We start from the raw sequence: 24,990 nt of genomic DNA, 5'->3' as shown, positions 1-24,990 counted from the left end.
GCTACAACAAGAACAACTAAGCAAGAACATGGGACAAGAAACCACCAAAATCCTCGTAGTCGATGATGATATGCGCCTGCGCAGCCTGTTAGAAAGATACCTGGTTGAGCAGGGCTTTATCGTTCGCAGTGCCGCCAATTCCGAGCAGATGGATAAGCTGCTGGAGCGAGAAAACTTTCACCTCATGGTGCTCGACTTAATGCTGCCCGGTGAAGATGGCTTGTCAATCTGCCGCCGTTTACGACAAAAGGAAAATGAAATTCCGATTGTTATGCTGACCGCGAAAGGGGACGAGGTGGATCGCATTATCGGGCTGGAACTCGGTGCCGATGATTATATCCCTAAGCCCTTCAATCCTCGTGAATTATTGGCTCGTGTAAAGGCTATTTTGCGTCGCCGTGCCAAAGAGGTGCCCGGTGCTCCATCCGCGGAAGAAAACCTGGTGAAATTCGGTGAATTTGCCCTCAATCTCGCGACCCGTGAAATGACCCGAGGGGACGAGGTGATCTCGCTGACCAGCGGCGAGTTCGCGGTCTTGAAGGCGCTGGTATCGCACCCTCGCGAGCCGTTAAGCCGGGATAAATTGATGAACCTGGCTCGAGGTCGTGATTACAGTGCCTTGGAGCGCAGCATCGATGTGCAGGTGTCACGCCTGAGACGAATGATCGAGGTGGACGCCGCCAATCCGCGTTATATCCAAACCGTGTGGGGGCTAGGTTACGTCTTCGTACCCGACGGCAATAAATAGATGCATTTACTTCCTCGAAGCGCCTTTGGACAAACGGTTTTCCTGGTTGGCGCCCTGTTGCTGATCAACCAGGTGGTGTCCTATGTGGCGGTGAGCTTCTATGTGGTGAAGCCGACCATAGAGCAAGTGAATATCATGCTCGCCAAACAGGTGAAAACCGTGTTTATTGGCGTTAATGACGGTGTGGAGGTGAGCGATGAGGTGTCTAAGCGTTTCCGCGAGGAAACCGGCATTGAAATTTTAACTCAGCGCGACGCCTATATTAATGGCTTAGGCGAAGCTCGGGAGTATTCCATGCTCTCAAACATTATGTCGCAGCAGCTTAATGGTTCGGCGCGGGTGCGTATCAGTCAAACCGACCCTCTGGTTTATTGGATAGAGCCGCCACAAGCCCCGGGTTATTGGGTGCGAGTGCCGTTATCGGGCTTTACCGAAGCCAATATCGAATTTTTAACCTTTTATCTGACCAGTATCGGCTTCCTCAGTGTGCTTGGTGGTTGGCTCTTTGCCCGTCATCTCAACCGCCCATTGAAGGCTTTGCAAGAGGCGGCGATCAAGGTGAGTAAGGGCGATTTCAGTTCCGAGGTCGATGAGCAGGGTTCCACGGAGATGGTGGAAGTGACCCGAGCGTTTAATAAGATGTCGCGCGGCATCGCCGCCCTTGAGCAGGACAGAAGATTGCTGATGGCCGGTGTGTCTCATGATTTGCGCACCCCCCTAACCCGTATTCGCCTGGCGACGGAAATGATGTCCGACGACGAAGACTATCTGCGTGAAGGCATTATTCATGACATCGAAGACATGAATGCCATCATCGATCAGTTTATCGAATACCTGCGCCACCACGATAAGGGCGATTACCAAAGTGAAGATCTTAATGCCTTAGTGGAAGAAGTGGTGCATGCGGAGCAGCAGCATGGGCGCGTACAGGGACGGGAAATAAGCGCACACCTTAACCCCAGTTTGCCCAATGTGCCCATGAGCCATGTTGCCATAAAGCGGGTGCTGACCAATATGATCGAAAATGCCCTGCGTTACTCCTGTGACGACATCCAGGTGGTGACTCACTATAACGCCCGTAAGACCCATGTGTGTGTCAGCGTTAAGGATAGAGGTCCGGGCATTCCCGAGTCGGAACTGGAAAAAGTATTTGCGCCTTTTACCCAGGGCGATCAGGCCCGAGGCAGTGAGGGAAGTGGTCTTGGCCTGGCCATTATTAAGCGCATTATCACCATGCACAACGGCCGGGTGGAATTAAGAAACCGCAAGGAAGGCGGTTTGTGCGCAACCATCTATCTACCCATAAAAACGCCGGCGTAAAGCCGGTGTTATACCCTGTTTGCTTCCTTTTGCCCTTGCGCCGGGCACTCCTTCCACTGATTGCGCCAGAGTCTAATAACAAAAACGCCAGCATAAAGCTGGCGTTGGTGCGAATTCTCAGCGCAATGGCTAAGTTAAAGAAGTTGACCCTTAGCTATTAGGGCCAGCTTGCTTAATGGCATCAGATACGTCGTACTTAGCAAAGTTCTCGTTAAAGTCGTTCGCTAGTTTCTGTGCGTATTCTGCGTATTTCTCTTTGTCGTTCCAAGTGTTGATTGGGTTTAGAACCGCGCTATCAACGCCAGGTACGGCTACCGGTACGTCTAGGTTAAGAACGTCGATGTGCTGAGTTTCAACGTCGGCTAGTGCGCCCGATACGATGGCATCAACAACGGCACGAGTAGTCGGGATGTCGAAACGCTTACCAACACCGTAAGGACCACCAGTCCAACCCGTGTTTACTAGGTACACCTTGGCGCCAAACTCACGTACGCGCTTCATTAGAAGCTCTGCGTATACGCCGGCTGGACGAGGGAAGAAAGGTGCGCCGAAACAAGTAGAGAAGGTTGATTCGATATCAGAAGTTGAACCAATTTCAGTTGAACCTACTTTCGCAGTGTAGCCGCTTAGGAAGTGGTACGCCGCTGCTTCTTCGCTTAGCACAGAAACAGGAGGTAGTACGCCACTTACGTCACAAGTTAGGAATACCACGGCCTTAGGCTCACCGGCGCGGTTTTCTTCTTTGCGCTTAGCAACGTGCTCAAGTGGGTAAGCGGCACGAGTATTTTGCGTAAGTGATGAATCTGTGTAATCAGGAGTACGTTTGTCATCAAGTACAACGTTCTCAAGGATGGTGCCGAAGCGGATTGCGTCCCAGATTACCGGCTCATTCTTTTGAGACAGATCGATACATTTCGCGTAACAACCGCCTTCGATGTTAAATACGCTGCCAGGTGCCCAACCGTGCTCGTCATCGCCGATTAGGAAACGGCTTGGATCCGCTGAAAGCGTTGTTTTACCAGTACCAGATAGACCGAAGAATAGGGCTGTGTCGCCTGCTTCGCCTACGTTTGCAGAGCAGTGCATTGGTAATACACCTTTTGCAGGAAGTAGGAAGTTCTGTACTGAGAACATTGATTTCTTCATTTCGCCCGCGTAGTGCATACCGGCAAGTAGTACTTTACGCTCTGCGAAGTTGATGATGACCGTTCCATCACTGTTAGTACCGTCACGCTCTGGCTCACATACGAACGAAGGTACATTAAGGATTTGCCACTGAGGCATGTTGGCCTTGTTGAAGTGCTCAGGCTGGATGAACATGTTTTTAGCGAAAACATGGTGCCAAGCAGTTTCAGTGGTTACAACGATTGGTAGATAGTGCTCTGGGTCTGCACCTACTTCAAGGTGAGAAACGAAGTGGTCGTTTTGAGACACATGATTCTCAACTCGCTCCCAAAGGGCATTGAATTTATCAGCATCGAAAGGACGGTTAACGTTACCCCACTGGATATCGTTCTCGGTGCTAGGCTCTTTAACGATAAAACGATCGTTTGGAGAGCGACCGGTACGACGACCAGTTTTGGCCACGAAAGCTCCGTTAGCAGCAAGAGAACCTTCACCACGGCGAATTGCCTGCTCGATTAGTTCTGCGGTTGTAAGATCAACAAAACGAGTAGCGCTTGAAGTCATTTTTTTACCTAAAAGTTGTGAGAGATTGAACGGTTAATCTAAAGCGGTGTGAGAGTGCTTTATATGCAAATTATAGTAACAGATGGTTTGTGCATATACGAGCTTTGGAGTCGCTAAAAATGCCCGTTTTAGGTGAAAAAACATGAATAATTTCAGTGATACCGGTGTCATAAAAAATACGAGTTTCATTGATACCGGTGTCATTTTTGCTCACAAAAAAACTCGGGTTTTACTGACCCGAGTTTTTATTGCGGCCGAAATAAGCCCAGATTAATTAAAAATCGCTTTGATTTCTTCTTCGTTAAAACGGTAGTCGGTTAAGCAATAATGGCAGCTGATCACTATCTCGCCGTTCTCTTGCACGTCGGCGAGCAGCTCATCCTTGCCGATGTTAACCAGGGCATCCATGGTCTTTTCACGGCTGCAGGTACACTTAAAGCGAACCGGCTGGGGTTCGAACAGCTGTGGATTATCTTCGTGATAAAGGCGAGTCAGCACTGTATGGGCGTCGAGGTTGAGTAACTCGTCGCTGGTGACCGTGTCGCTGAGTGTTTCCAAGTGACTGAAATCGGCCTCCGATTTATCCCTCTGATGTACGGGCAATACCTGTAAGAACAAGCCAGCGGCGCGCTCTTGTCCTTCGGTGACATCGGTGGCAAACCACAGGCGGGTGCGCAGCTGCTCTGACTGAACAAAATACTGCTCAACACATTTGGTCAGGGTGTCATGCTCGAGCGGCACTATGCCTTGATAACGCTCGCCTTTCACCGGGGTGATGGTGATGATCATATGACCCTTACCCATCAACTCAAGCAAGTTGTCGCCTTTAACCTCGCCTTGCATACGGGCAACGCCGCGCATGTTTTGCTCATGATCACCATTAATGGCGGCAAATTTAACCGGGCCATCGCCCTGGATTTGCACATTAATATGGCCTTGAAACTTTAAGGTTGCTGTGAGTAAAGAAGTCGTTACAAAGAGCTCACCCAACAGCTTTTTAACCGGGTCCGGGTAGTTGCGTCCCTCCACCATTTTGGTGAAAGCGTCGCTTACTTGCACCAACTCGCCACGCACGTCGAGTTGCTCAAAAATATATCGATATAATAAGTCTTGCTGCATGTGTTTCTCTATCTGGCTTTAAACTTGATCAGTTCACGGCGCTGTTTTTTATCCGGCTTGTGATCTGGATGCGGTGCAAAGAAGGCGTTATTTTTCCGGGCTAGCGCGTTTTCTTCGCGTTTTTGCTTACTTTGCTCTGTTTCCTCATAGCAAGTCACAGCAATGGGGGCGGCCACGCGTTTTTCAAGTAATTTAAGCACCGTAATTTGCTTTTCATCGAAGCCTTGAGCAAGACGAATTTGTGCACCCACTTCAACCAATTTACTGGGTTTACAGCGCTGGCCGTTGTAATGCACTCTGCCGCCTTGCACCATCTCGCGAGCAAGGGCGCGGGTTTTATATAAACGCACCGCCCAGAGCCATTTGTCTATGCGTATCTGGTCGGTTTTTTGTTCGGGGGTTTTGGTCACGGTGTTTGGCCTAATTACAAGCCCTATATAGAGGGCAAAGTTAACATATAAGCAAGTGTAAAAAAAGTTGGCAAGATTGTAATACAGATGCCTTACTTAGTTTATATAGTCGTTGCCCAATTTTACATATTGCTACAGTACGCGCTTGTTGAACGCAGGTGATGAATGTACTATGTGGCGTTAGTTAACATAATGATAATAGTGAACAGTTTTGGATTTAGCCCAACTACAACAAAGGCTTAAACAGCTTCCACAGACGAAGATTGTGACTGCTATAGTGCTGGCTACGACAATATATTGTGGCTATTTAGCAGCTTCGTTGGTGTGGTTACTGTGGCCACAACCCCAAGTTGCGGCGGTCATGCCGCCTGCGACTAGTGCGTCGACGGCAAAAAATGACGTCAATATCGCCGCTATCAAGGCGGTTAAGTTATTTGGTGACGCTGCTGCTGTGGTACAGGAACAGCCCAAGCAAGAAGTCATCAGCGACGCTCCCGAGACACGCTTGAGCATTAATCTAACCGGCGTGGTGGCGGCCACCGATGATAACAGTGCTGGCTTGGCCATCATCGAATCTCAGGGCAGCCAGGAGACTTACGGAATAGATGATGTGATCAAGGGCACCAGAGCGAAATTGGCGAAAGTCATGCCCGATCGTGCCATTTTGGACGTTAATGGTCGTTTTGAGACTCTGATGCTTGATGGCATCAGTTTTACCAAAACGGTCAGTATGCCGGTGCCGGCAAGCAAGGAGCCGCAACGCACCGGTCCAAGCCGACAACAGGCAAAACAAAGCGTAAATGTCCCCACCAACCCCGAGCTCAAAGCAACGATACAACAAAAACGTGAAGAGGTATTGGCGGATCCGGGCAAGCTAACGGACTATATTCGTGTTAGTCCAGTGCGCAACCAGGGGCAGTTGCAAGGATACAAGTTAAGCCCGGGTAAAGATCCCCAGCTGTTTAAACAGATGGGTTTAGAGAATAATGATATTGCTGTTGCGATTAATGGCTATCAACTCACCGATATGAAACAAGCAATGGCGGCTTTGCAGGAGCTTCGTTCAAGTACAGAGGCGGCGATTACGGTTAACCGTAATGGTCAGCTTATCGACGTGCAATTTAGCCTGCAATAATCACAAGTGTGGAGAGAAGAATAATGGGCGCGAAATTTCGCACAAAAATTTTTAAAGGGCTGGCCAAATATGGTGCGCTCTTTTTTGCCGCTGGTATTAGTTTAAACCTGTATGCAGTTGAGTATGCGGCAAATTTTAAAGGCACGGATATTAATGAGTTTATTAATATCGTCGGTAAAAACCTGAATAAAACCGTAATCATCGATCCCAATGTTAGGGGTAAGATTAATGTCCGCAGCTACGAATTAATGGATGAAGAGCTGTATTATCAATTCTTCCTCAATGTACTGGAAGTACACGGTTTTGCTGCGGTTGAAATGCCAAACGGTATTCTTAAGGTCGAAAAAAGCTCGGACGCGAAAAAGTCTAATGTTCCCGTGATCGGCGAACAAGACGGCATCGGCGGCGATATGCTAGTGACTCGCGTGGTGCGAGTGAAAAACGTAACCGTGCAAGAGCTAGGCCCGCTTATTCGCCAATTCAGCGACCAAAAAGACGGCGGCCATGTTACCAACTTCAACCCATCGAACGTTATGATGCTGACCGGCCATGCCGAGTCGGTTAACCGTCTGGTAGAGATCATTCGCTTGGTTGACCAAGCCGGTGATAAAAGCGTTGACATCGTCCGCCTTAAGCACGCGACCGCCGGTGATGTGGTGTCTGTGGTCGACAATATTTTTAAAGACAACGGCAAGGGCAGTGTGCCGGACTTCCTAATCCCGAGGGTAGTGGCCGATGAGCGTACCAATAGCGTGATCGTCAGCGGCGAGGGCCAGGCCCGTACCCGTGCCATCGAATTGGTAAAACGCCTTGATAACGAGCTGGAAAGCACGGGTAACACCAAGGTGTTCTACCTGAACTACGCCAAGGCCGAAGACTTGGTCACCGTACTGCAAGGTGTGAGTAAATCACTGACCGAAGAACAACAGGGCGCCGCCACCAACCAACGTGCATCGCGCCGAAGCCGAGGCGACATCAGCATCGAAGCCCATAGCGACTCCAACTCACTGGTGATCACCGCGCAACCGGATATGATGCGCTCGCTTGAGAAAGTCATTGAGCGTTTGGATATCCGTCGTGCTCAGGTCTTGGTTGAAGCCATTATCGTTGAAGTATCGGAAGGCGATGGCATTAACTTTGGCCTGCAATGGATCACCGAACAAGGCGGCATGTTGCAGTTTAATAATGGTACAACTGTACCTGTGGGTTCATTGGCCGTTGCCGCCGAGCAAGCGCGAGATGAGACCATTATTGATAATGTGATTGGTTCTGAGAACGGCACGGTAACACCGATTGAACGTACGCAAGAGGGTGATTTAGGTCCATTAGCCGCGCTACTAGGCGGTATCAATGGCCTGGCCATGGGTATTGTGCGTAACGACTGGGGCGCCATTGTGCAAGCGGTATCCAATGATACCAATTCGAATATCCTTGCGACGCCCTCGATCCCACCATGGATAACGAAGAAGCATCCATGATCGTGGGTCAGGAAGTGCCGATTATCACAGGTTCATCGACCGGCAGTAATAACGATAATCCATTCCAGACGGTTGAGCGTCAGGAAGTGGGTGTAAAACTGAAGGTCACGCCGCAAATCAACGACGGCTCGGCGGTACAGCTGACCATTGAGCAGGAAGTGTCGAATGTGGCCGGCTCTACGGCGGTGGATATCTCCATTAATAAGCGTGCTATTACCACGACCGTTCTAGCCGATGATGGCGGCATGGTGGTGCTAGGCGGCTTAATCGATGAAGACGTGCAAGAGAGTGTCTCTAAGGTGCCATTGCTGGGTGATATTCCAGTGCTGGGTCACCTGTTTAAGTCGACCAGTACCGCAAAGCGTAAGCGTAACCTGATCGTCTTTATTCGCCCGACAATCTTACGCGACAGTGAAAGCATGAACCGTCTTAGCCACAGCAAGTATAACTTTATTCGCGGCGAGCAGTTAAAGCAGGATGACGATGGTATCGATCTTATGCCATTCGAGAAGGTGCCCATGCTTCCGGAGTGGGATGACGCCCTGGTGTTGCCTCCTACGTACGAAGAATACCTGAGAGAACAGAATAAGGCTGAGCGTAACAATGACTGAGCAAGTGGCCAATGATGCCTCACCCGAGGCGCTGGTTAGCGACGAAGAGTTGATGGAAGTATCCGAGGTGCTCGCTGCAGCGCCTTTGCGACTTCCCTTTGCTTATGCCCGACGCTTCCAGGTGTTGCTGGTCGAAACTGACGAGCAATTGGTGTTGTACTACGCCAATGAGCTGGATGCCCAAGTCATGCTGGAAGTGCGCCGCTTCGCCGGACGTGGTTTTGTGGTGGAAAAGCTCGCAGAAGATAAGTTTGAGCTGCTGTTGGAAGCGTCTTATCAAAGAGACAGTTCGGAAACCCAGCAGATTATGGAAGATATCGGCAACGAAGCCGATCTCTTCTCCCTGGCCGAAGAATTGCCGCAAACCGAAGACCTACTGGCTGGCGACGACGATGCGCCGATCATCAAGTTGATCAACGCCATGCTCGGCGAAGCCATTAAAGAAGGTGCTTCGGATATTCATATCGAAACCTTTGAGCAGGATCTGGTGATTCGTTTTCGCGTCGATGGCGTGCTTAAAGAAGTGCTTAGGCCAAACCGTAAATTGTCGTCGCTGCTGGTGTCGCGTATTAAGGTTATGGCCAAGCTGGATATCGCCGAAAAGCGAGTGCCGCAAGACGGTCGTATTAGTTTGCGAATTGCCGGACGTGCCGTTGATGTGCGGGTATCGACCATGCCATCAAGCTTTGGCGAGCGTGTGGTACTGCGTTTATTAGACAAAAATAACGCCCGCCTGAATTTGCACGATCTGGGTATGACGGAGCGCAATCAGGAATTATTTGCCGAGCTGATCCGTAAGCCACACGGTATTATTCTCGTTACCGGTCCAACGGGCTCAGGTAAGAGTACCACCTTGTATGCCGGTATGAGCGAAATAAACAGTAAAGATCGCAATATCTTAACCGTTGAAGATCCGATCGAATATGAAATTCCTGGCATCGGTCAGACGCAGGTGAATCCTAAGGTGGATATGACCTTTGCCCGTGGTCTACGTGCTATTTTGCGTCAGGATCCGGATGTGGTGATGGTTGGTGAGATACGTGACCTGGAAACGGCGCAGATCGCCGTGCAGGCTTCATTAACCGGTCACTTGGTTTTATCGACCCTGCACACCAACACCGCCGCTGGTGCCATTACCCGAATGGAAGACATGGGCGTTGAGTCCTTCTTGCTTTCCTCTTCCTTGCTCGGAGTTTTGTCGCAGCGTCTGGTGCGTACCCTGTGTAAGAGTTGTAAGCAGCCGCATCAGGCCGATGCCAATGAATGTCAGCTGCTTGGTGTCAGTGCCGAGCAGGCGCCAATCATCTATCGCGCCGTGGGCTGTGAAGAATGTAATTACAATGGCTACAAGGGCCGAACCGGTATCCATGAGCTGTTGATTGTTGACGACCATATTCGTGAACTTATTCACAATGGTAAAGGTGAGCAATCGGTTGAGAAATATATTCGCCAGTATAGCCCGAGTATTCGTGGCGATGGGTGTGCCCGTGTACTGGCCGGCAAAACCACTCTGGAAGAAGTATTACGGGTTACCCGTGAGGAGCAATAGTGGCGGCGTTTGAATATCGAGCTCTGGATGGCAAAGGCAAAGAAAAAAAGGGCATATTAGAGGCCGATACCGCAAAACAGGTACGTCAACAACTGCGCGATAAGGGCTTGATGCCTTTAGCCGTTGAGCTGGCGGCCTCGCAGGAGAAGGCCAGTGCCGCAAAAACCGGCCTGTTCAGCGGCCTGTTTAAGGCGAAAATCGCTACTGCAGATCTGGCCTTGATCACCCGCCAGTTAGCAACCCTGATCCAATCGGCACTGCCGGTAGAAGCCGCGGTGATGGCGGTGGCCGAACAGTGTGAAAAGCCTCGTCTAAAGAAGATGTTGATGGCGGTACGCTCCAAAGTGGTCGAGGGTTATACCTTGGCCGATGGCCTGGCGGAGTTTCCTCATGTTTTCGATAACCTCTACCGTTCCATGGTGGCGGCAGGGGAAAAATCCGGACATTTGGATCAGGTTTTGAATCGCCTGGCGGACTATACCGAGCAACGTCAGTATATGCGTTCGCAAATAGTGCAGGCCATGGTTTATCCCACTATTCTGGTGGTATTTGCCATTGCCATTGTATCCATCCTGCTCGGCACCGTGGTGCCTGAAATCTTAAAAACCTTTGAAAAATCTAAACAGGCGTTGCCCTGGACCACGGAATGGGTAATGGCGGCCAGCGAATTTGTACAAAACTACTGGCTGTTAACCTTAGTTGTAGTGGTAGCGCTGGTGGTCACCATTAAGCAGGCGTTGAAGCGCCCGCATATTCGTTTTTGGTATCACTCCCGGTTATTGGCCATGCCCGGTTTAGGTAAGGTCAGTCGCGGCTTGAACACGGCGCGTTTTGCCCGCACTCTAAGTATTCTTTCTTCCAGTTCGGTGCCCTTGCTTGAAGGCATGAAGATCTCCGGACAGGTGTTGGAAAACGATAAGATTAAACAGGCAGTGGCCGAGGCGGCGACCCGGGTCAGCGAAGGTGCCAGCTTACGGGCGTCATTGGAGCAGTCCAAACTCTTTCCCCCGATGATGCTGCATATGATTGCCAGTGGTGAGAAATCCGGTGAACTGGAACAAATGCTTGAGCGTGCAGCAGACAACCAGGACCGCGAGTTCGAGACCATGGTTAATGTGTCATTAAAGCTTTTAGAGCCGGCTATGATAGCGAGCATGGCGCTTATTGTGCTATTTATCGTAATGGCAATATTGCAGCCAATCATGGCAATGAACAAGGCAATTGGCTTATAGTGGCCAAACAAACACAGATTTCAGTAAATTTAGAGGTACGAACAATGAGAAAGCAGTCTGGTTTTTCATTACTTGAAGTGATGGTGGTATTGGTCATCATAGGTATGATCATGTCGATTGTAGCCCCAAATATCATGGGTCAAAAAGAAGAGGCTGATCTTGATAAAGCGCAGCTGGATATTCAGCAAATTGAAGATGCGCTCAACATGTATAAGTTGCGTGTAAATACTTACCCAACGACGGAGCAGGGTTTAGAAGCCCTGGTAACTAAGACCAGTATCGAGCCAATTCCAAAGCGTTTCCCTGATGGTGGTTTTATCAATGAGTTACCGCTGGATCCTTGGGGTAACCCTTACCAGCTAATCTACCCGGGTGAAATCGGTAAAATAGATGTGTTTTCTATGGGCCCGGATGGTGAAGCGGGCACCGAGGACGATATCGGTAACTGGGACGAAGAAGAGCGCTAACCATGAAGGTGGTGAATCATCAAGCCGGTTTTACCTTAATCGAAATCCTGGTGGTGCTGGCTATTATCGCGTTTAGCGCCAACATGATTGTGTACAGCATTGATGATTCACGCCACGACGAGTTAGAACAAACGGCGTTTGCTTTGCAAACCAGTATTAACTTTGCTTCCGAATACGCCATTCTAAATCAGCGTCAGCTCGGTTTGTTTGTCGACGACGACAATGGTTATGAGTTTATGGTGTATGGGGAGCAAAAGTGGCAGCCTCTGGATGACAGCGACGGTGTGCTTAAGGGCAAAAAGCTGGAGTCCGACTTTGCCCTGACTTTGAATCAAGAAGATCTCCCCTGGGCGCAGGATAGCTTGCTTAATGAGGTTGATTGGCAGCAGTTATTGGGAACAGACGACGATGACTTCCTTGAGCTGCAAAAAATGCAAATACCCCAAGTTATGATCCTATCCTCTGGCGAAATCAGTCCATTTCAACTGCGCCTTGCTTTGCAGGATACGGACGAAGACCTGGCCCCTTATATTATCGAAGGGGAATTTATGGCACCGGTTAGCCTATATCAAGAAGAGCTACAATAATGGCTCAGTATATTTCTCGCTCAGATAAGTGCAGCGCTGGTTTTACTCTTATCGAGGTCCTTGTGGCATTGAGTATCTGTGCCATGGCTGGGATCGCTGCCATGCAGATCAGTGGTGAGCATATTAATCATTTAGGTGCCATTAAAGAACAAACCTATGGCTCCTGGGTGGCGGAAAACCAGCTGGTGGAAATTCGTGCCCAAGGGGATAACTGGAACGCCAAAAACGGTGCTAAAGGTAAAACCGAACTGGCCGGGGCGACCTGGTATTGGCAGCAGGAAGTAGTTCGCACCGCAGACAGCAGCTTTGTAAAAGTGGTGATTACCGTATTTACCGATGAGCAGCATGAGCGATTTGCCTATGAGCTTGCGACCTATATCGATAAAGAGGCGAGTAAAACATGATTGGTATGCGCAGTCGCTCTGCTAATGTGTATCGCCAACGTGCTTTTACCCTGGTTGAGGTGCTGGTTGCCTTAGCCGTGATGGCCTTTATTATCGGTGCCACCCATCAAATCTTTGAGGTCAGCACCCGTACCAAGGATATGTCCGAAGAGACCCTGGACCGGTTGTCGCGTTTGCAGACGGTTTTTCGGGTGATGGAGCAGGACTTTAGCCAGATCAGTAAGCGTAAGGTGCGCAATGAGGCTGGCGACTTTCAGGAAAAGTACCTGTTGCACGAGCGCTTTTTATTCGACAGTGAGCTAGATGGTATTGCCTTTATCCGCAATGGTTGGTCCAACCCGGGTTATTTATTGCCGCGCAGTGAGTTACAAGCCGTGGCTTACCGAGTACAAGAGGGGCGCTTAGAGCGTTTGTACCGCCTTTATGTTGATCAGCTTGATGGCAGTGAACCTCGGGTGCAGGTGCTGTTGCATGATGTAGAAGATTTCAGTTTTGAATTTTTTGACGGTGAGGCGCAAAAATGGCAGGCGCAGTGGCAGCAAGAGAAGTTACCAAAAGCGGTGGCTGTGAATCTGATATTAAAAGAGGATGACCCTATTCGCCGGCTGTTTTTATTAGCTGGCCAGGGAGCAGATATCCCGGTGCAGCAAGGGGGCGCTTCAGGAAACGGCCAAGGTGGGGCTCAAGGGGGTCAGGGCGGTAGCCAAGGCGGTTCCCAGGGTGGAAATAACAATCAAGGCGGCAATAACCAGGGTAACAATGGTTCGCCGGGAGGCTCATATGGCAGTTAATCGTCATAACCGAGGCGCGGCCCTGATTATTGTTTTATTTATCGTGGCGCTGGCCGCGACCATTGCCGCACAAATGAGCATGAACCTTATGGTGCAGGTGCAAAAGTCATCGAATCTCAATGATTTTCGTCAGGCTAAATGGTATGCCTATGCGGCAGAGGCGTTGGCACAAAAGGTGTTGCGAGAAAGTATTGAAGAAGAGCCGGATAAAATGCACCTGCAGCAGAGTTGGGCGCTGGCGGCTAATACTCCATTTCCCGTGGATAACGGCACGATTGCCGGGGAAATTAAAGACTTGCAAGCCTGCTTAAACTTAAATGCGCTGCGAGCTGAGCCGCAGACGCAAAACGGTGGTTATGTAAAATCAAATCCTGCCCATAAGGCCCTGCTGGCCTTGTTAAAGGAAATTGATGATTTGCCCAGTGATGAGTCCGAAGAGGCCATGGCAGACAGTGTCTTGGATTGGGTGGATGAAGACAGTATTACCATGCGCTCCGGTGCCGAAGAAGACGAGTATTTGTCGCGAGATATACCTTACTTAACCGCGAATAACTTTTTCGCCGACATGTCCGAGCTGCGCTTGGTAAAGGGATTTAACCCGCTGGCGATGCGCAAATTGGCCCCCTATGTTTGTGTGATCCCGGGCAGTGAGGTGTTTGCTTTGAATGTAAATACCATTACCGAAGATCAGGCCTTGCTTCTGGCTGCTATGATTGAAGGGTTGGACGAGTCATCGGCGCAGTCGGTGATTGGTGCTCGCCCGGAAAAAGGTTTTGATACGCTGAGCGACTTTGTTAACGAGGTAACCCAGCAAGGGGGCCGTGAGGTCAATGCCGATGATGGCCGGTTTGTGCTGAAAAGCTCTTATTTTCAATTACAAACAACCGCAACTTTTGTCGAGTTTGAGTTTACTATGACGTCGCTATTACAAATAAATAATAAAGAAATTTCAATTATGGCGCGAAAATTTGGAGGCGTGCAGTGAGAGAATCCTTACTGATCCACGTGGGCGAGCGCCCAGATCAGCCAATTCATTGGCTGGTATATAATCCTGCAGAGGACGAAATTATCGCTAGCGGTCTCTTGGCCGACGCGGCAGCTCTATCCGGATTAACGGAAAAGGCGCGCAATCGCGATTGCACCTTGGTGGTGCCCTGTGCTCAGGTACAGCTGCAAAGCGTTAAACTGCCGGCCAAGTGGAACCGCAAGCTGGCACAGGCCTTGCCCTTTATGGTGGAGGAGCAGGTTACGGTCGATATAGAGACCCTGTTTATCGCCCATGGCAATGCTTATAGCGAGGCGGAAGATCATTTTATTAATATCGCCTTGGTCAATAGGCAGTGGTTGCAAAACTGGTTAGAGGTATTTGCTGAGGCCGATATTGCCGTGGTCAATGTATACGTCGATGCCTTGTTGTTGCCCGAGCCTGAACCGCAAAGAGCCAGTGCTATCGCTATTAATGATGACAGTTTTTTGGTGCGTTGTGATCAGTGGCAAGGGGCGCAACTGGAACCCGGTTGGGCGGCGAGTTATTTAACCGCCGCGGGTATCGAGGTTTTAGACTTATATAGCCCGTTGCCGAGCGGTGAATTGGCGATAGAAACCCAAAGTCACGAAGATAAGTTTGAGTTGCCCTTAGCCATGTTTGCTAAGGCCACATCGCCTATTAACCTGCGTCAAGGCATCTTTGCCTATAAGAAAAAAAGCAGTGGCTGGATTAAGGTATGGCGCCCGGCCATGGTTGCCGCGGCCGTTACCCTGGTATTTACGCTCGGCGTGAAAGGGGCGCAATGGTATCACTATACAACGCAGGCCGAGTCGGTTAAGCAGCAGGTGGTTAGCAGCTATGAGTCGGCATTTCCCGGCACTAAGGTGCGCCCGCATCTTATTCGCAACCAGATTAAAAAGGCATTGGGCAGCCAGGGTCAGGACGGCGAAGCAGAATTCCTGATGATGTTGCAGGACTTTGCCGATATTGTGCAGCAAAGCAATGAATTTGTAACACAAACGCTGCGCTTTGATCAGCGTCGCAAAGAGTTACGTGTTGGTGCCAGAGCCAAAGATTTCCAAAGTTTTGCGCAGGTGAAGGCGCGTTTAGAGCAGCGCGGTTTCAATGTTGATCAGGGGTCTCTGAATAATGACGGTGAAAGCGTGATTGGTGAGTTACGTATAAGGGGCGAATAATGAGCGCATTAACGAATTATTGGCAATCATTGAAGCCACAAGAGCAGCGTTTGCTAAGCATTGCCGGCGTGATTTTTATTATTTTCTTTTTTGTGATGGTGATCTATCGGCCGTTAAATAACGCCGTTGCCGATGCCAAACAAGAATTGGGTAAACAGCAAGAGCTGCTGCAGTTTGTACAACAGAGCGTGGTTCAGATTAAGGCCAAGGGCGGCGCCGTTAAAGTGGCCTCGGGCGGCAATGTAACCCAAGTGGTGAACAGCACGCGCTCGCGCTATCAAATCGAGATAAGCAGAATGCAACCCAGTGGTGAAGGCTTACGTCTAAATATTGATAGCGTGCCCTTTAATCAGCTGCTGGCCTGGTTGGACGACATAGTCAAAAATCATGGCGTAACAATTAGTAATATCGAACTGTCTTTAGATCCAAAACCGGGCCATGTCCGCGTTAGTCGTATTGTTCTGGAGTAACTATGTCTGTTAAGAAAATCAGCGGTCTAGCCGTTGTATTTGTTGTTTTTTTGCTGGTTTTCGCTATTGCCCTGTTACCCGCGTCGGTAGCCTTGCAGTGGTTTAAAGAGGAATTACCACCAGGTTTACAACTGGGTCCGGCTACGGGCACTTTGTGGCAAGGACAGGTGCATGGAGTGAGGTATCAGGGCCAATATGTTAGTAAGGTGAAATGGCAGGTGCAGCCGCTGGCATTATTGCAGGGCCAGCTGAATACGGACCTGGTGGTCGGCAACAAGCGCAATACCAATGAAATCTCGGCGCAGGGTCAATTGCTCTATGGTTTATTTAACAAGCAATTGCAGCTTAACGATGCGCAGGCGCGGTTGTCACTTGAACAGGTTTTACAGCGTGTCCGACTGCCTCTCCCCACAGAGGCCAAGGGCCGAGTGTTTATGGAACTGGATAACTACCAGTTAGGTGAGCCTCATTGCCAGGAATTGAGCGGCACCATCAGCTCGGCGGATATCAGTGTTAAGGGTCGTAATGGCTGGTTTAGTATTGGCGAGCTTGAAGGTGACCTTAGCTGTGTTAATGGTGCCGCTAAAGTGACGGTAACCAAAGAAAACCGCTTGGGTCTTCAAGTTGATGCCGGTTTTAACGACCGCGGCCAGTTCAGTGTGAACGGCTTTATCAAACCGGATGCCAGCCTACCCAAGGATGTTCATGATGCGGTGCAGTTCCTTGGTGCACAGGGAGCTGATGGTCGCTATCGGATCAATTTCTAATGCGTGAGCAGTTGTTAACGCCTTTGCGCGAATACCTTGATGAGGCCCGTGGGGCAATGCCATTGGCTCAGGTTCAGGGCTATCTCTTTGCCCTGATCTGTGCGCCAGCACCCATTGAAGAAGAAGTATGGTTGCAAGAGGTGCTCGGTGAGAGCGCTGTTGATTGCGATGAAAGTGTTTTGTTTGCGTTGATGAGTTTGCATCAGCAGATCAGCGAGCAGGTATATGAGAGCGGCTTTAAACTCACCGACAATATTCGGGTAGCACAGCGCTGGCAGGATAACTTGGTTGCCGATGCCGACTTGCACCTGTGGGCTAAAGGTTTTGTACTTGGTGTGAATTACTACCTCGAGCCCTTGCTAAGTGCTTCTTCCTGCTCCGAGCAATGCAAAGAAATGCTCGCTCAGGCGGTGACTGTGCTTGGGTTGTTTGCCGATGCCGAGCAATTTAACACGCACGCGGCAAACAGCGGTCAGGGTGAGCAGGCGTTTAACGACTCGCTTATTGATATGATGGCCGATTTTAGTCTGGGGTTTGCCGAACTCATTGAGTTGGCTGCGGTGCAAAGTGGTTTGTTTGACGATGAGCCGCACTGGGAAGCCTAACTCGCTATTGAGGGTATAACCTGTATAGGCTAAGAGGGTAGCTTATCCAAGTTGCAGTAGCAGGTCGGTGCAACCCTTGGCGCAGCTGACCTTGGCAAAGCCTGGCTCGGCAAGTTGCAGGCTGATGGTGCCTTGGCAATGCTTACAGAGAACTGTTTTACCCTTGCTCAGTTGCTGCAGCAGACGTTTATGTTCGGCAAAAGAGTCGCCCTGCTTTTTATTGAGTGCTGAAAAGTCCATGGTTACCTAATGAGTCGCAGCAATAATGGCGCAGCTTTGCAATAGGTCGTCACCATAGAAGAACTGGTTCAATTCCCTATTTTTACAATATCGCTTTTCCCATTGATACATACCAATAACCGTTCTCAAATTGTCGGCAAGATGGGCGTCTTGCTCTTTGTCTAAGTTCAGTTGTGAGCGGATTTCGGTTAATGCATGTTTTGCCCTCACTTCCCGCTGTACCTGAGTCGAGTCACTTAAATCCGAAACCACCTTACCAAGAATCTTGTCTCGGGGGTTTTTGATCAAAGGGTGATCGACACTCAGCAGGGCTAGCAAAATAACGACCAACAGTAATAACTTCTTCATGAGTAAACCTTGATCTAGGTGGCTATGGTTACGCTGATAGTGTAGTAAACTCTGTGTTTTAAAGGCAAGCTTTATAAGGCGCTTAGGGCGAAATATAACGCCTTACCTGCATCATTTTGGCGGCCGAATTGATATACTTGCGCCAAAGCACAAACCTAATCACGAGTTAGGTGAGTTTGCCCATTCCTATATCCCTGGTGTTGAGGAACTAAGATGGAAAAAGAGCAGCGGATCAAGGTAAAAAATATACCCAGTGACGTGAAAATCGAAAAGCCCAGTGGGGCCGAATACGATAGATTTAATCCCCGTAACCGCATTTATGTGCGCGCCGTCACCGGACTACACCAGTTGCTGAGGCAGCGTATAGGCTTAATCGGCATGCTTGCCTTTATGTTGTTGCCATGGGTTAACTACAATGGCCAGCAAGCGGTACTCTTCGATATTGATAACCAACAGTTCAGTATCTTTGCATTGACCTTCTGGCCGCAAGATTTAACCATCCTGGCCTTTATCTTTATGATTGCCGCCTTTGCACTGTTTTTGGTTACCACCTTTTATGGCCGTGTCTGGTGTGGCTATACCTGCCCACAAACGGTGTGGACCTTTATCTTTATCTGGTTTGAAGAAAAATTCGAAGGTACCGCCAACCAACGTAAAAAGCTGGACCAACGCCCCATGGACTTTGATAAGTTTTGGCGTAAAAGTGCCAAACATGGCAGTTGGTTACTGTTTTCCTTGTATACCGCCATCACCTTTGTCGGTTATTTCACTCCCATGCGTGAACTCGTGCCCGACTTTGTGACCTTGTCGGTGGGGGGGTATGCACTCTTAAGCATAGTAGTGTTTGCTCTGTGTACCTATGGTAATGCGGGCTGGATGCGGGAAATTATGTGTTTGCATATTTGCCCTTATTCACGCTTCCAGTCGGCGATGTTCGATAAAGACACCTTTACCGTAAGCTATGACGCTAAGCGCGGTGAAAACCGGGGCCCTCGAGGCCGCAAGCAAGATCCCAAAGAGTTAGGCCTGGGTGATTGTATCGACTGTAACCTGTGTGTGCAGGTATGTCCTACCGGCATCGATATTCGTAATGGTCTGCAATACGAATGTATCAACTGTGGTGCCTGTATCGATGCTTGTGATGGCGTTATGGATAAGATGAATTACCCTCGCGGGCTTATTTCATACACCACTGAGCGCAACCTTGAGGCTTCTGCCGAGAAAACTAAGCCGGTACGCGGCAAGTTGGTGGGTTACTCTATTATCCTCCTAATTCTCATTGGTGCGCTGGCCGTCAACATTGCCATGCGGGTGCCCATGGATTTGGATATTATTCGTGACCGTAACCAGCTTTATCGCACAACCTTTGAAGGGTTAGTAGAAAACACCTACACCCTTAAGGTATTAAATAAGGCGCAGGTGCCCCAGCAGTTCCGTATTGAAATTGAAGGGTTGGAGCATTATCAGGTTATAGGTCAGCTTGAGTTTAGCGTCGCACCTGGACGTTCTCACGATGTGCCCTTGTCTGTGGTTATCGACCCATATGATCTGAAAAAGCCGATGACAGAGTTTAATTTTGTGCTCTACCCGGTGACCGATCCCGAGACGAAAATTAAGCAAAGCAGTAATTTCTTTAAGGGGCGCTGAGGTGAGCGAATTTAGTTTTGCCTCCCTGACCCCGGATACCATTTTAGATGCCCTCGATGAAGTGGGCATCTACGCCGAGTCTGGCCTGTTGGCGCTCAATAGTTACGAAAACCGCGTTTATCAGTTTATGGCTGAGGATAAGCGCCGCTATGTGGCTAAATTCTATCGCCCTGAGCGCTGGAGTAACGAGCAAATTCTTGAAGAGCACAGTTTCAGTGCCGAGCTGCAAGAGGCCGAGGTGCCGGTGGTGGCACCGCTGTGCATCGAAGGTCAAACGCTATTTGAGCATAAGGGCTATCGTTTTACGCTGTTCCCCAGCGTCGGCGGTCGTCAGTTTGAGATGGATAATCTTGATCAGCTGGAGCAACTTGGGCGTTTAATTGGCCGAATGCACAAGGTGGCGGCGGCAAAACCCTTTGTCACACGGCCGGTGTTGGGGTGTGACGAATACCTTCATCAAGCCAAGGTTCATTTGCAGCACAGTAACTTGGTAAGTGAGGCAATGTCTTTACCTTTTTACACCGTGCTCGATCAGGTTATCGACAAAGCTAGCCGCTTATACCAGAGTGTTGCTACTATACGCTTGCATGGCGATTGCCACGCTGGCAACATTCTCTGGTCTGCAGATCACATGCTGACCTTTGTCGACCTTGATGATAGCCGTCAGGGCCCGGCAATGCAGGACCTATGGATGATGCTCAATGGTGATAGGCATAACCAGTTGATCCAGCTTGATACCCTGGTCAATGCCTATGAGGAATTTGCCCATTTTGAGCACGGCCAGTTGCGTTTGATCGAGCCATTGCGCGCCATGCGTATGGTGCATTACATGGGCTGGATTGCCAAACGTTGGCAGGATCCGGCATTTGAGCGGAACTTTTCCTGGTTCGCACAAGACAAATACTGGGAGCAGCAAACCCTGGCATTAAAAGAGCAACTGGCGGCGTTAGACGAGCCGGCGCTTAAACTGATGCCATAAGCGCGCAGCCAAATTGAATTTAAAAGAGACGATTATGATAAAAACACTAACACGTTCGTTATTACTACTTTGTTTACCCGTAGCCGCCTGGGCAGCGGACTTTAAAGCAGGTGAGCATTACCAAGTGCTCGACACCAAGGCCTCGGAAAGTGACAAGGTAACCGAGTTCTTTTCTTTTTACTGCCCTCATTGCTATCGCCTTGAGCCGGCGGTCGATGCGCTTAAGGACGCCTTGCCAAAAGACGTGCCCTTGATTAAAAGTCATGTAAACTTTTTACGTTTAGACAAAGCGGCGCAAAACCGTCTGACTACGGCCTACCTAATTGCTGAGCAGGAAGGTAAGGGCGATCAGGTTGCCGCCGCTATTTTTGACAGCATCCATCGCCAGCGTGAGCCGCTGCAGTCTCAGCAAGCGGTAGAAAAATTGTTGGCGGAGCAGGGTATTGGTGCCGAGCGTTATGCCATGCTTTCGAGCAGCATGCCGGTATTAGCCGGTGAAAAAGCGGCGCTGGAAGCACAAGAAGCCTATACCAAGGCGGGTGCTTTGACCGGTGTTCCTACTATCATTGTTAACGACAAGTACAAGGTGCATGTGCACACAGTGAAGTCGCAACAAGAGCTAAATGAGCTCGTTAATTATCTATTAGAAAAATAATTTGGAGAATAAAGGTATGAAGAAGTTTATCGCCCTAGCCCTAATGGCGCTGGCATTACCTTTGACAGCATTGGCAGCACAGTTTGAAGAAGGTACTCACTATGAAGTGGTATCCGAGCGTGCCAGTCGTAAACCCGAAGTAAAAGAATTCTTTTCTTTCTATTGTCCGGCCTGTAATGCCTACGAAGGCTTACTAAAGGATGTTAAGCCCAAGCTTAATGAAGGCGTGAGCTTTAAGCGCAGCCATGTAAACTTTATGGGTGGCCGCAGTGCTGAAAACCAGGATATGTTGTCGCAAGCGCTGGCAACGGCCAGTGTTTTGCCAGAAAAAGAACTCCTGGTTGCCGCCATCTTTAACCACATTCACAACAAACGTGCCCAGTTTAACGAAATGGCCGATGTAAGGGATGTATTTGTGGCTAATGGCGTCGATGCCGAGAAGTTCGATAAGTTGTTCGAAGGCTTTGCGGTACGTACTAAAGCGTCAAAGATGCAGCGCGACCAAGAATATTATAAAGAGAAGGGTGCCCTCAAAGCCGTACCTACCTTTATCGTTAACGGCAAATATCGTTTGATCTTAGGTCGTGATTCTGGCGTTACCGAGCCGGAAGATATCGCAGAGCTGATCAACTACTTAGCCAAGAAGTAAGTACAGCCAATAATAAAAAAAACCGCATCTTGATGCGGTTTTTTTTGTTTTTATTTGCGTTTTAGGTAAACCCCGGACTCAATATGGTGGGTATAGGGGAACTGATCAAAAATAGCAAAACGGGCGATTTCATGGGTTTGTGTCAGTATCTCCAGGTCACGTTCCAGTGTTTCTGGGTTACATGAGATATAGATAATATTGTCGTACTCGCTGGTAAGCTTACAGGTCAGCTCATCCATTCCGGCCCGTGGCGGATCGACTAGGATGGTTTGACAATCGTAGCTGTGTAGATCGATATCGCCTAAGCGGGTAAAGGTTCGCTCCTTTCGCATTGCCTGAGTAAACTCTTCGCTACTCATGCGGATAATGTCCAGATTCTCGACCTTATTAGCGGCAATATTATATTGTGCCGAGTGCACCGACGACTTAGAAATTTCCGTAGCCAGCACGCGGTTAAACGAGTCTGCCAGGGCGATTGAAAAATTGCCGTTACCACAGTAAAGCTCAAGCAGATCATTGCTTAGTGGTGTACAGATGTCCTGAGCCCAGGCCAGCATCAGCTCGTTAACCTTAGCATTGGGTTGGGTAAAGCTGTTTTCCACCTGCTGATAGGTGTAGGTGCGACCGTTGACTTCGAGTTGCTCGATTACGTAATCCGTGGCCAGTACCTGCTTTTGTTTGCGGGCGCGGCCAATAAGCTCGACATTAAAGCGCTGTTGCAATCGTGCCTGTAAGTCCTGAGCCGCTTCAAGCCATTGTTCATCCAAAGGCTTGTGGTAGAGCAGGCTGATAAGGGCGTTGCCGCTTAGTGTTGTTAGATAATCGATTTGAAACAGCTTACGGCGCATCACCTCATTGTCTTTGAGCTCGGCGATCATGGCGCTCATCAGCTCATTGATCAATTCGGCACCCGGGTCGAAGCGATCAACACGGACTTTTTCTTTGCTCTGTTGATCGAACATAATGTGATAGAGGTCATCACCATCATGCCAAACGCGAAATTCCGCACGTTGCCGGTAATGTTTCGGGGCCGAAGCAAATACTTCTAACTGATTGACACCAAAGCGAGAAAATTGCGCAAGAATACGCTGCTCTTTTTCTGCTAATTGCTGATCGTACCCAGACTCGTCGATTTCTATTACTGGCATGCAAACCCCTACAAATTTATGTGCGCCGCTATTGTAGGTAGCTGCGCCCAATTGTCCAGTAACAAGTGCTATATTTCTGTACGTTTTTTCTACACTGCTATGTCTTCCAAAAAGTAGGATTAAGCTTTCACGGCTGCTGTTAAACGGATATTCCAGGCCGAGAAAATAATGCCTCGGGATATATGTAACGAATAGAAGGCTATTAGGGCATTTTAAGCATTTGGTTTTAATTGCTTGCATTAAGGGCTGGTTTGCAAGTTTGGCACGCCAAGTTAACCACAGCAGTTAGTTAATCTCCGATTCCTGTTGACAGCCAGTTGAAGACTATTTTTTATCCCAGGGCACTTTGCATTAAGGCAGGAATTTTACTACTTTTATACTAAAATCATCTTATATTCAGGAACATAATGCTTTAATATAACCTGCCTGATTAAGTTAAGAAGCGAAGTTACTTAATTAGTCTACAATGTAGATGTGTTGGAACCTGTTAGCGCGGATCTAGACCTGGTGCTTATAGCGCCTGCGATAAAAGCAAGAAATGTCGGCTGATAGATTAATGAATCATCGGAATATAACTAAGTAAGAGGCACACGAAGGACCCCTTACTTGGCGCTTTAAGGATGTTAACCACTTAACCTTAATGCGCAAAATCGATAATCGTAAAATGGGATGGAAACAATGAAAATCAAATCACTTTCTGCAGCTATCGTATTAGCAATGGCATCACAAGCGGCTGTTGCTGAAGAACAGAAAAATCCTCATGAAGGTATTCATATTGGCGTATTCGCCGATTACTTCTGGGCTGACTGGGATAACATTCAGGGCGCAACCCCTGCCAATGTAGCTCTTGGTGAGTCTTTCGGTTCAGGTATCGAGGTAGGCTACCGCTTCAACGAGTACTGGACTGCGCGTCTAGAATTTGCAGCCCTGGAACTTGACAAAGAAAACTCAGAAAATCACAAAACAGGTGAGCGTTACGGTGCTGATGTACTATATCACTTCAACGACACTTTCTACGGTGTACTAGGTGCAAAGAAGTTTGATGTTTACGACGACTTCAACGCGGCTAACCTAGGTTTCGGTTTCCGAAGCCACTTCCGTTACAACTGGGCATTTTTCGGTGAAGCCAACTACTACGAAGGCTTAAACCAGAACCATTCAGATTTTGGTCTGAAACTAGGTGTTAGCTACCACTTTGGTGACAAGCCAGAGCCTAAAAAGGTAGAGCCGGCACCAGTAGTTGTTGCTCCAAAGCCAGAGCCAAAAGACACGGATAAAGACGGCGTACTTGATGCCAATGATAAGTGTGCAAACACGCCAATGGAAGATGCGGTTGATGCGTCTGGTTGTACTCGTTACATGGAAAAAGGTGACAAGGTTAGCTTGTTAGTACGTTTCCCACACGACAACTCTGACGTAAACCAGCGCTACTTGGATGATATCCAGAAAGTAGCTGATTTCATGAACAAGTATCCACAAACTAACGTACTGCTTGAAGGTCATGCTTCAGCGGTAGGCGATGCCGGTTACAACAAAAAGCTTTCTAAAAAGCGTGCTGACGGCGTTGCTAAGCAACTAATCGATGATGGTATTTCAGCTTCTCGTGTTGAGACCGTTGGTATGGGTGAAGAGCGTTTGCTTAACCCTGCTAACACAAAAGAAGCTCACGCTGAAAACCGTCGCGTTGAAGCGCATATCTCGGTAACCGAGCGTGTAAGCATCAAACGTAACTAATCATCAGGTTATTACTCACCTATG

Annotated in this window: 25 protein-coding genes and 1 pseudogene; 20 read left to right on the top strand and 6 right to left on the bottom strand. The window is 49.0% G+C overall.

The genetic code is table 11. The features are described 5' to 3' along the window. The first annotated feature begins 28 nt into the window (after positions 1-28). Complete coding sequence (ompR, locus tag C2M29_RS01650) at positions 29-748, top strand: osmolarity response regulator transcription factor OmpR (protein WP_105188058.1); 720 nt, start codon at positions 29-31, stop codon at positions 746-748. Then, positions 749-2,068 (top strand): two-component system sensor histidine kinase EnvZ, encoded by a 1,320-nt coding sequence (envZ, locus tag C2M29_RS01645; protein ID WP_105188057.1) that lies wholly within the window; start codon positions 749-751, stop codon positions 2,066-2,068. A 150-nt stretch (positions 2,069-2,218) separates the two neighbouring features. Here the strand turns inward: envZ and C2M29_RS01640 are convergent, their stop codons facing one another. From C2M29_RS01640 to hslR, 3 genes are all read right to left on the bottom strand, one after another. After that, entirely contained in the window at positions 2,219-3,757 is a 1,539-nt protein-coding gene (locus C2M29_RS01640; RefSeq protein WP_105188056.1) for a phosphoenolpyruvate carboxykinase, read from the bottom strand. 270 nt (positions 3,758-4,027) lie between these two features. Next, on the bottom strand, positions 4,028-4,876 hold the full coding sequence (hslO, locus tag C2M29_RS01635; protein ID WP_105188055.1) for an Hsp33 family molecular chaperone HslO: 849 nt from the start codon (positions 4,874-4,876) through the stop codon (positions 4,028-4,030). An 8-nt stretch (positions 4,877-4,884) separates the two neighbouring features. Further along, positions 4,885-5,286, bottom strand: coding sequence for a ribosome-associated heat shock protein Hsp15 (gene hslR, locus C2M29_RS01630; protein ID WP_105188054.1), 402 nt, complete (start codon positions 5,284-5,286; stop codon positions 4,885-4,887). A gap of 211 nt (positions 5,287-5,497) precedes the next feature. Between hslR and gspC the strand changes: the two genes are divergently transcribed. The 13 genes and pseudogenes from gspC (at position 5,498) to C2M29_RS01565 (ending at position 17,566) form a co-directional block, all read left to right on the top strand. Next, the gene (gene gspC, locus C2M29_RS01625) at positions 5,498-6,421 is read left to right on the top strand and encodes a type II secretion system protein GspC (protein WP_105188053.1); all 924 of its coding nucleotides are present in this window, start codon (positions 5,498-5,500) and stop codon (positions 6,419-6,421) included. 23 nt (positions 6,422-6,444) lie between these two features. Further along, positions 6,445-8,510, top strand: a pseudogene (gene gspD / locus C2M29_RS01620) (type II secretion system secretin GspD). Between the two features lie 52 nt (positions 8,511-8,562). Then, entirely contained in the window at positions 8,563-10,059 is a 1,497-nt protein-coding gene (gspE, locus tag C2M29_RS01615; protein WP_442792527.1) for a type II secretion system ATPase GspE, read from the top strand. Continuing rightward, entirely contained in the window at positions 10,059-11,291 is a 1,233-nt protein-coding gene (gspF, locus tag C2M29_RS01610) for a type II secretion system inner membrane protein GspF (protein WP_105188051.1), read from the top strand. Before gspE ends, gspF begins: the two co-directional genes overlap by 1 nt. A 44-nt stretch (positions 11,292-11,335) precedes the next feature. Then, positions 11,336-11,758 carry a type II secretion system major pseudopilin GspG gene (gene gspG / locus C2M29_RS01605; protein WP_105188050.1) on the top strand — a complete coding sequence of 141 codons (423 nt, stop codon included), beginning with the start codon at positions 11,336-11,338 and terminating at the stop codon, positions 11,756-11,758. Between the two features lie 2 nt (positions 11,759-11,760). After that, complete coding sequence (gene gspH, locus C2M29_RS01600; protein ID WP_105188049.1) at positions 11,761-12,345, top strand: type II secretion system minor pseudopilin GspH; 585 nt, start codon at positions 11,761-11,763, stop codon at positions 12,343-12,345. Next, complete coding sequence (gene gspI, locus C2M29_RS01595) at positions 12,345-12,749, top strand: type II secretion system minor pseudopilin GspI (RefSeq protein WP_105188048.1); 405 nt, start codon at positions 12,345-12,347, stop codon at positions 12,747-12,749. The genes gspH and gspI overlap by 1 nt, the downstream gene beginning before the upstream one ends. Before the next feature lie 5 nt (positions 12,750-12,754). After that, a complete protein-coding gene (gspJ, locus tag C2M29_RS01590) occupies positions 12,755-13,540 on the top strand; it encodes a type II secretion system minor pseudopilin GspJ (protein WP_105188106.1) in 786 nt (261 codons plus the stop codon). Then, positions 13,530-14,525 carry a type II secretion system minor pseudopilin GspK gene (gspK, locus tag C2M29_RS01585; protein ID WP_105188047.1) on the top strand — a complete coding sequence of 332 codons (996 nt, stop codon included), beginning with the start codon at positions 13,530-13,532 and terminating at the stop codon, positions 14,523-14,525. Before gspJ ends, gspK begins: the two co-directional genes overlap by 11 nt. Beyond that, positions 14,522-15,724 carry a type II secretion system protein GspL gene (gspL, locus tag C2M29_RS01580; protein ID WP_158684626.1) on the top strand — a complete coding sequence of 401 codons (1,203 nt, stop codon included), beginning with the start codon at positions 14,522-14,524 and terminating at the stop codon, positions 15,722-15,724. The genes gspK and gspL overlap by 4 nt, the downstream gene beginning before the upstream one ends. Continuing rightward, the gene (gene gspM / locus C2M29_RS01575; RefSeq protein WP_105188045.1) at positions 15,724-16,194 is read left to right on the top strand and encodes a type II secretion system protein GspM; all 471 of its coding nucleotides are present in this window, start codon (positions 15,724-15,726) and stop codon (positions 16,192-16,194) included. The genes gspL and gspM overlap by 1 nt, the downstream gene beginning before the upstream one ends. 2 nt (positions 16,195-16,196) lie before the next feature. Then, a complete protein-coding gene (locus C2M29_RS01570; RefSeq protein ID WP_105188044.1) occupies positions 16,197-16,961 on the top strand; it encodes a type II secretion system protein N in 765 nt (254 codons plus the stop codon). Next, positions 16,961-17,566: a UPF0149 family protein gene (locus C2M29_RS01565; protein ID WP_105188043.1), complete on the top strand. Its 606-nt coding sequence runs from the start codon at positions 16,961-16,963 to the stop codon at positions 17,564-17,566. Before C2M29_RS01570 ends, C2M29_RS01565 begins: the two co-directional genes overlap by 1 nt. 42 nt (positions 17,567-17,608) lie before the next feature. On the opposite strand, the gene C2M29_RS01560 is transcribed toward C2M29_RS01565, so the two are convergent. Further along, on the bottom strand, positions 17,609-17,806 hold the full coding sequence (locus C2M29_RS01560) for a hypothetical protein (RefSeq protein WP_105188042.1): 198 nt from the start codon (positions 17,804-17,806) through the stop codon (positions 17,609-17,611). Positions 17,807-17,812: 6 nt separating this feature from the next. Continuing rightward, the gene (locus C2M29_RS01555) at positions 17,813-18,154 is read right to left on the bottom strand and encodes a hypothetical protein (RefSeq protein WP_105188041.1); all 342 of its coding nucleotides are present in this window, start codon (positions 18,152-18,154) and stop codon (positions 17,813-17,815) included. A gap of 213 nt (positions 18,155-18,367) precedes the next feature. Between C2M29_RS01555 and ccoG the strand changes: the two genes are divergently transcribed. Genes ccoG through C2M29_RS01535 form a run of 4 tightly spaced genes read left to right on the top strand, consistent with a single transcriptional unit; the run spans position 18,368 to position 22,084 of the window. Then, the gene (ccoG, locus tag C2M29_RS01550) at positions 18,368-19,801 is read left to right on the top strand and encodes a cytochrome c oxidase accessory protein CcoG (protein ID WP_105188040.1); all 1,434 of its coding nucleotides are present in this window, start codon (positions 18,368-18,370) and stop codon (positions 19,799-19,801) included. Between the two features lies 1 nt (position 19,802). Beyond that, complete coding sequence (locus C2M29_RS01545; protein WP_105188039.1) at positions 19,803-20,780, top strand: serine/threonine protein kinase; 978 nt, start codon at positions 19,803-19,805, stop codon at positions 20,778-20,780. Between the two features lie 34 nt (positions 20,781-20,814). After that, on the top strand, positions 20,815-21,435 hold the full coding sequence (locus C2M29_RS01540) for a thiol:disulfide interchange protein DsbA/DsbL (protein WP_105188038.1): 621 nt from the start codon (positions 20,815-20,817) through the stop codon (positions 21,433-21,435). Positions 21,436-21,451: 16 nt separating this feature from the next. Continuing rightward, positions 21,452-22,084 (top strand): thiol:disulfide interchange protein DsbA/DsbL, encoded by a 633-nt coding sequence (locus C2M29_RS01535; RefSeq protein ID WP_105188037.1) that lies wholly within the window; start codon positions 21,452-21,454, stop codon positions 22,082-22,084. A 50-nt stretch (positions 22,085-22,134) separates the two neighbouring features. On the opposite strand, the gene trmA is transcribed toward C2M29_RS01535, so the two are convergent. Further along, positions 22,135-23,232: a tRNA (uridine(54)-C5)-methyltransferase TrmA gene (trmA, locus tag C2M29_RS01530; protein ID WP_105188036.1), complete on the bottom strand. Its 1,098-nt coding sequence runs from the start codon at positions 23,230-23,232 to the stop codon at positions 22,135-22,137. A gap of 678 nt (positions 23,233-23,910) precedes the next feature. Here trmA and C2M29_RS01525 point away from each other — a divergent pair. Next, positions 23,911-24,966 carry an OmpA family protein gene (locus tag C2M29_RS01525; RefSeq protein ID WP_105188035.1) on the top strand — a complete coding sequence of 352 codons (1,056 nt, stop codon included), beginning with the start codon at positions 23,911-23,913 and terminating at the stop codon, positions 24,964-24,966. Positions 24,967-24,990: the final 24 nt, after the last annotated feature.

The organism is Pseudoalteromonas sp. T1lg48, from assembly GCF_002964785.1.
GTDB lineage: Bacteria > Pseudomonadota > Gammaproteobacteria > Enterobacterales > Alteromonadaceae > Pseudoalteromonas.
Note: the sequence above shows the minus strand (reverse complement) of the source record. Positions and strands in the feature narration are given on the sequence as shown.

Excerpts from the sequence above, each read along its gene's own strand:
- ompR (WP_105188058.1), top strand. The coding sequence starts at position 29 with ATGGGACAAGAAACCACCAAAATCCTCGTAGTCGATGATGATATGCGC.
- envZ (WP_105188057.1), top strand. The coding sequence starts at position 749 with ATGCATTTACTTCCTCGAAGCGCCTTTGGACAAACGGTTTTCCTGGTT.
- C2M29_RS01640 (WP_105188056.1), bottom strand. The coding sequence starts at position 3,757 with ATGACTTCAAGCGCTACTCGTTTTGTTGATCTTACAACCGCAGAACTA.
- hslO (WP_105188055.1), bottom strand. The coding sequence starts at position 4,876 with ATGCAGCAAGACTTATTATATCGATATATTTTTGAGCAACTCGACGTG.
- gspE (WP_442792527.1), top strand. The coding sequence starts at position 8,563 with ATGGAAGTATCCGAGGTGCTCGCTGCAGCGCCTTTGCGACTTCCCTTT.
- gspG (WP_105188050.1), top strand. The coding sequence starts at position 11,336 with ATGAGAAAGCAGTCTGGTTTTTCATTACTTGAAGTGATGGTGGTATTG.
- gspH (WP_105188049.1), top strand. The coding sequence starts at position 11,761 with ATGAAGGTGGTGAATCATCAAGCCGGTTTTACCTTAATCGAAATCCTG.
- gspI (WP_105188048.1), top strand. The coding sequence starts at position 12,345 with ATGGCTCAGTATATTTCTCGCTCAGATAAGTGCAGCGCTGGTTTTACT.
- gspJ (WP_105188106.1), top strand. The coding sequence starts at position 12,755 with ATGCGCAGTCGCTCTGCTAATGTGTATCGCCAACGTGCTTTTACCCTG.
- gspK (WP_105188047.1), top strand. The coding sequence starts at position 13,530 with ATGGCAGTTAATCGTCATAACCGAGGCGCGGCCCTGATTATTGTTTTA.
- gspM (WP_105188045.1), top strand. The coding sequence starts at position 15,724 with ATGAGCGCATTAACGAATTATTGGCAATCATTGAAGCCACAAGAGCAG.
- C2M29_RS01570 (WP_105188044.1), top strand. The coding sequence starts at position 16,197 with ATGTCTGTTAAGAAAATCAGCGGTCTAGCCGTTGTATTTGTTGTTTTT.
- C2M29_RS01565 (WP_105188043.1), top strand. The coding sequence starts at position 16,961 with ATGCGTGAGCAGTTGTTAACGCCTTTGCGCGAATACCTTGATGAGGCC.
- C2M29_RS01560 (WP_105188042.1), bottom strand. The coding sequence starts at position 17,806 with ATGGACTTTTCAGCACTCAATAAAAAGCAGGGCGACTCTTTTGCCGAA.
- C2M29_RS01555 (WP_105188041.1), bottom strand. The coding sequence starts at position 18,154 with ATGAAGAAGTTATTACTGTTGGTCGTTATTTTGCTAGCCCTGCTGAGT.
- ccoG (WP_105188040.1), top strand. The coding sequence starts at position 18,368 with ATGGAAAAAGAGCAGCGGATCAAGGTAAAAAATATACCCAGTGACGTG.
- C2M29_RS01540 (WP_105188038.1), top strand. The coding sequence starts at position 20,815 with ATGATAAAAACACTAACACGTTCGTTATTACTACTTTGTTTACCCGTA.
- C2M29_RS01535 (WP_105188037.1), top strand. The coding sequence starts at position 21,452 with ATGAAGAAGTTTATCGCCCTAGCCCTAATGGCGCTGGCATTACCTTTG.
- trmA (WP_105188036.1), bottom strand. The coding sequence starts at position 23,232 with ATGCCAGTAATAGAAATCGACGAGTCTGGGTACGATCAGCAATTAGCA.
- C2M29_RS01525 (WP_105188035.1), top strand. The coding sequence starts at position 23,911 with ATGAAAATCAAATCACTTTCTGCAGCTATCGTATTAGCAATGGCATCA.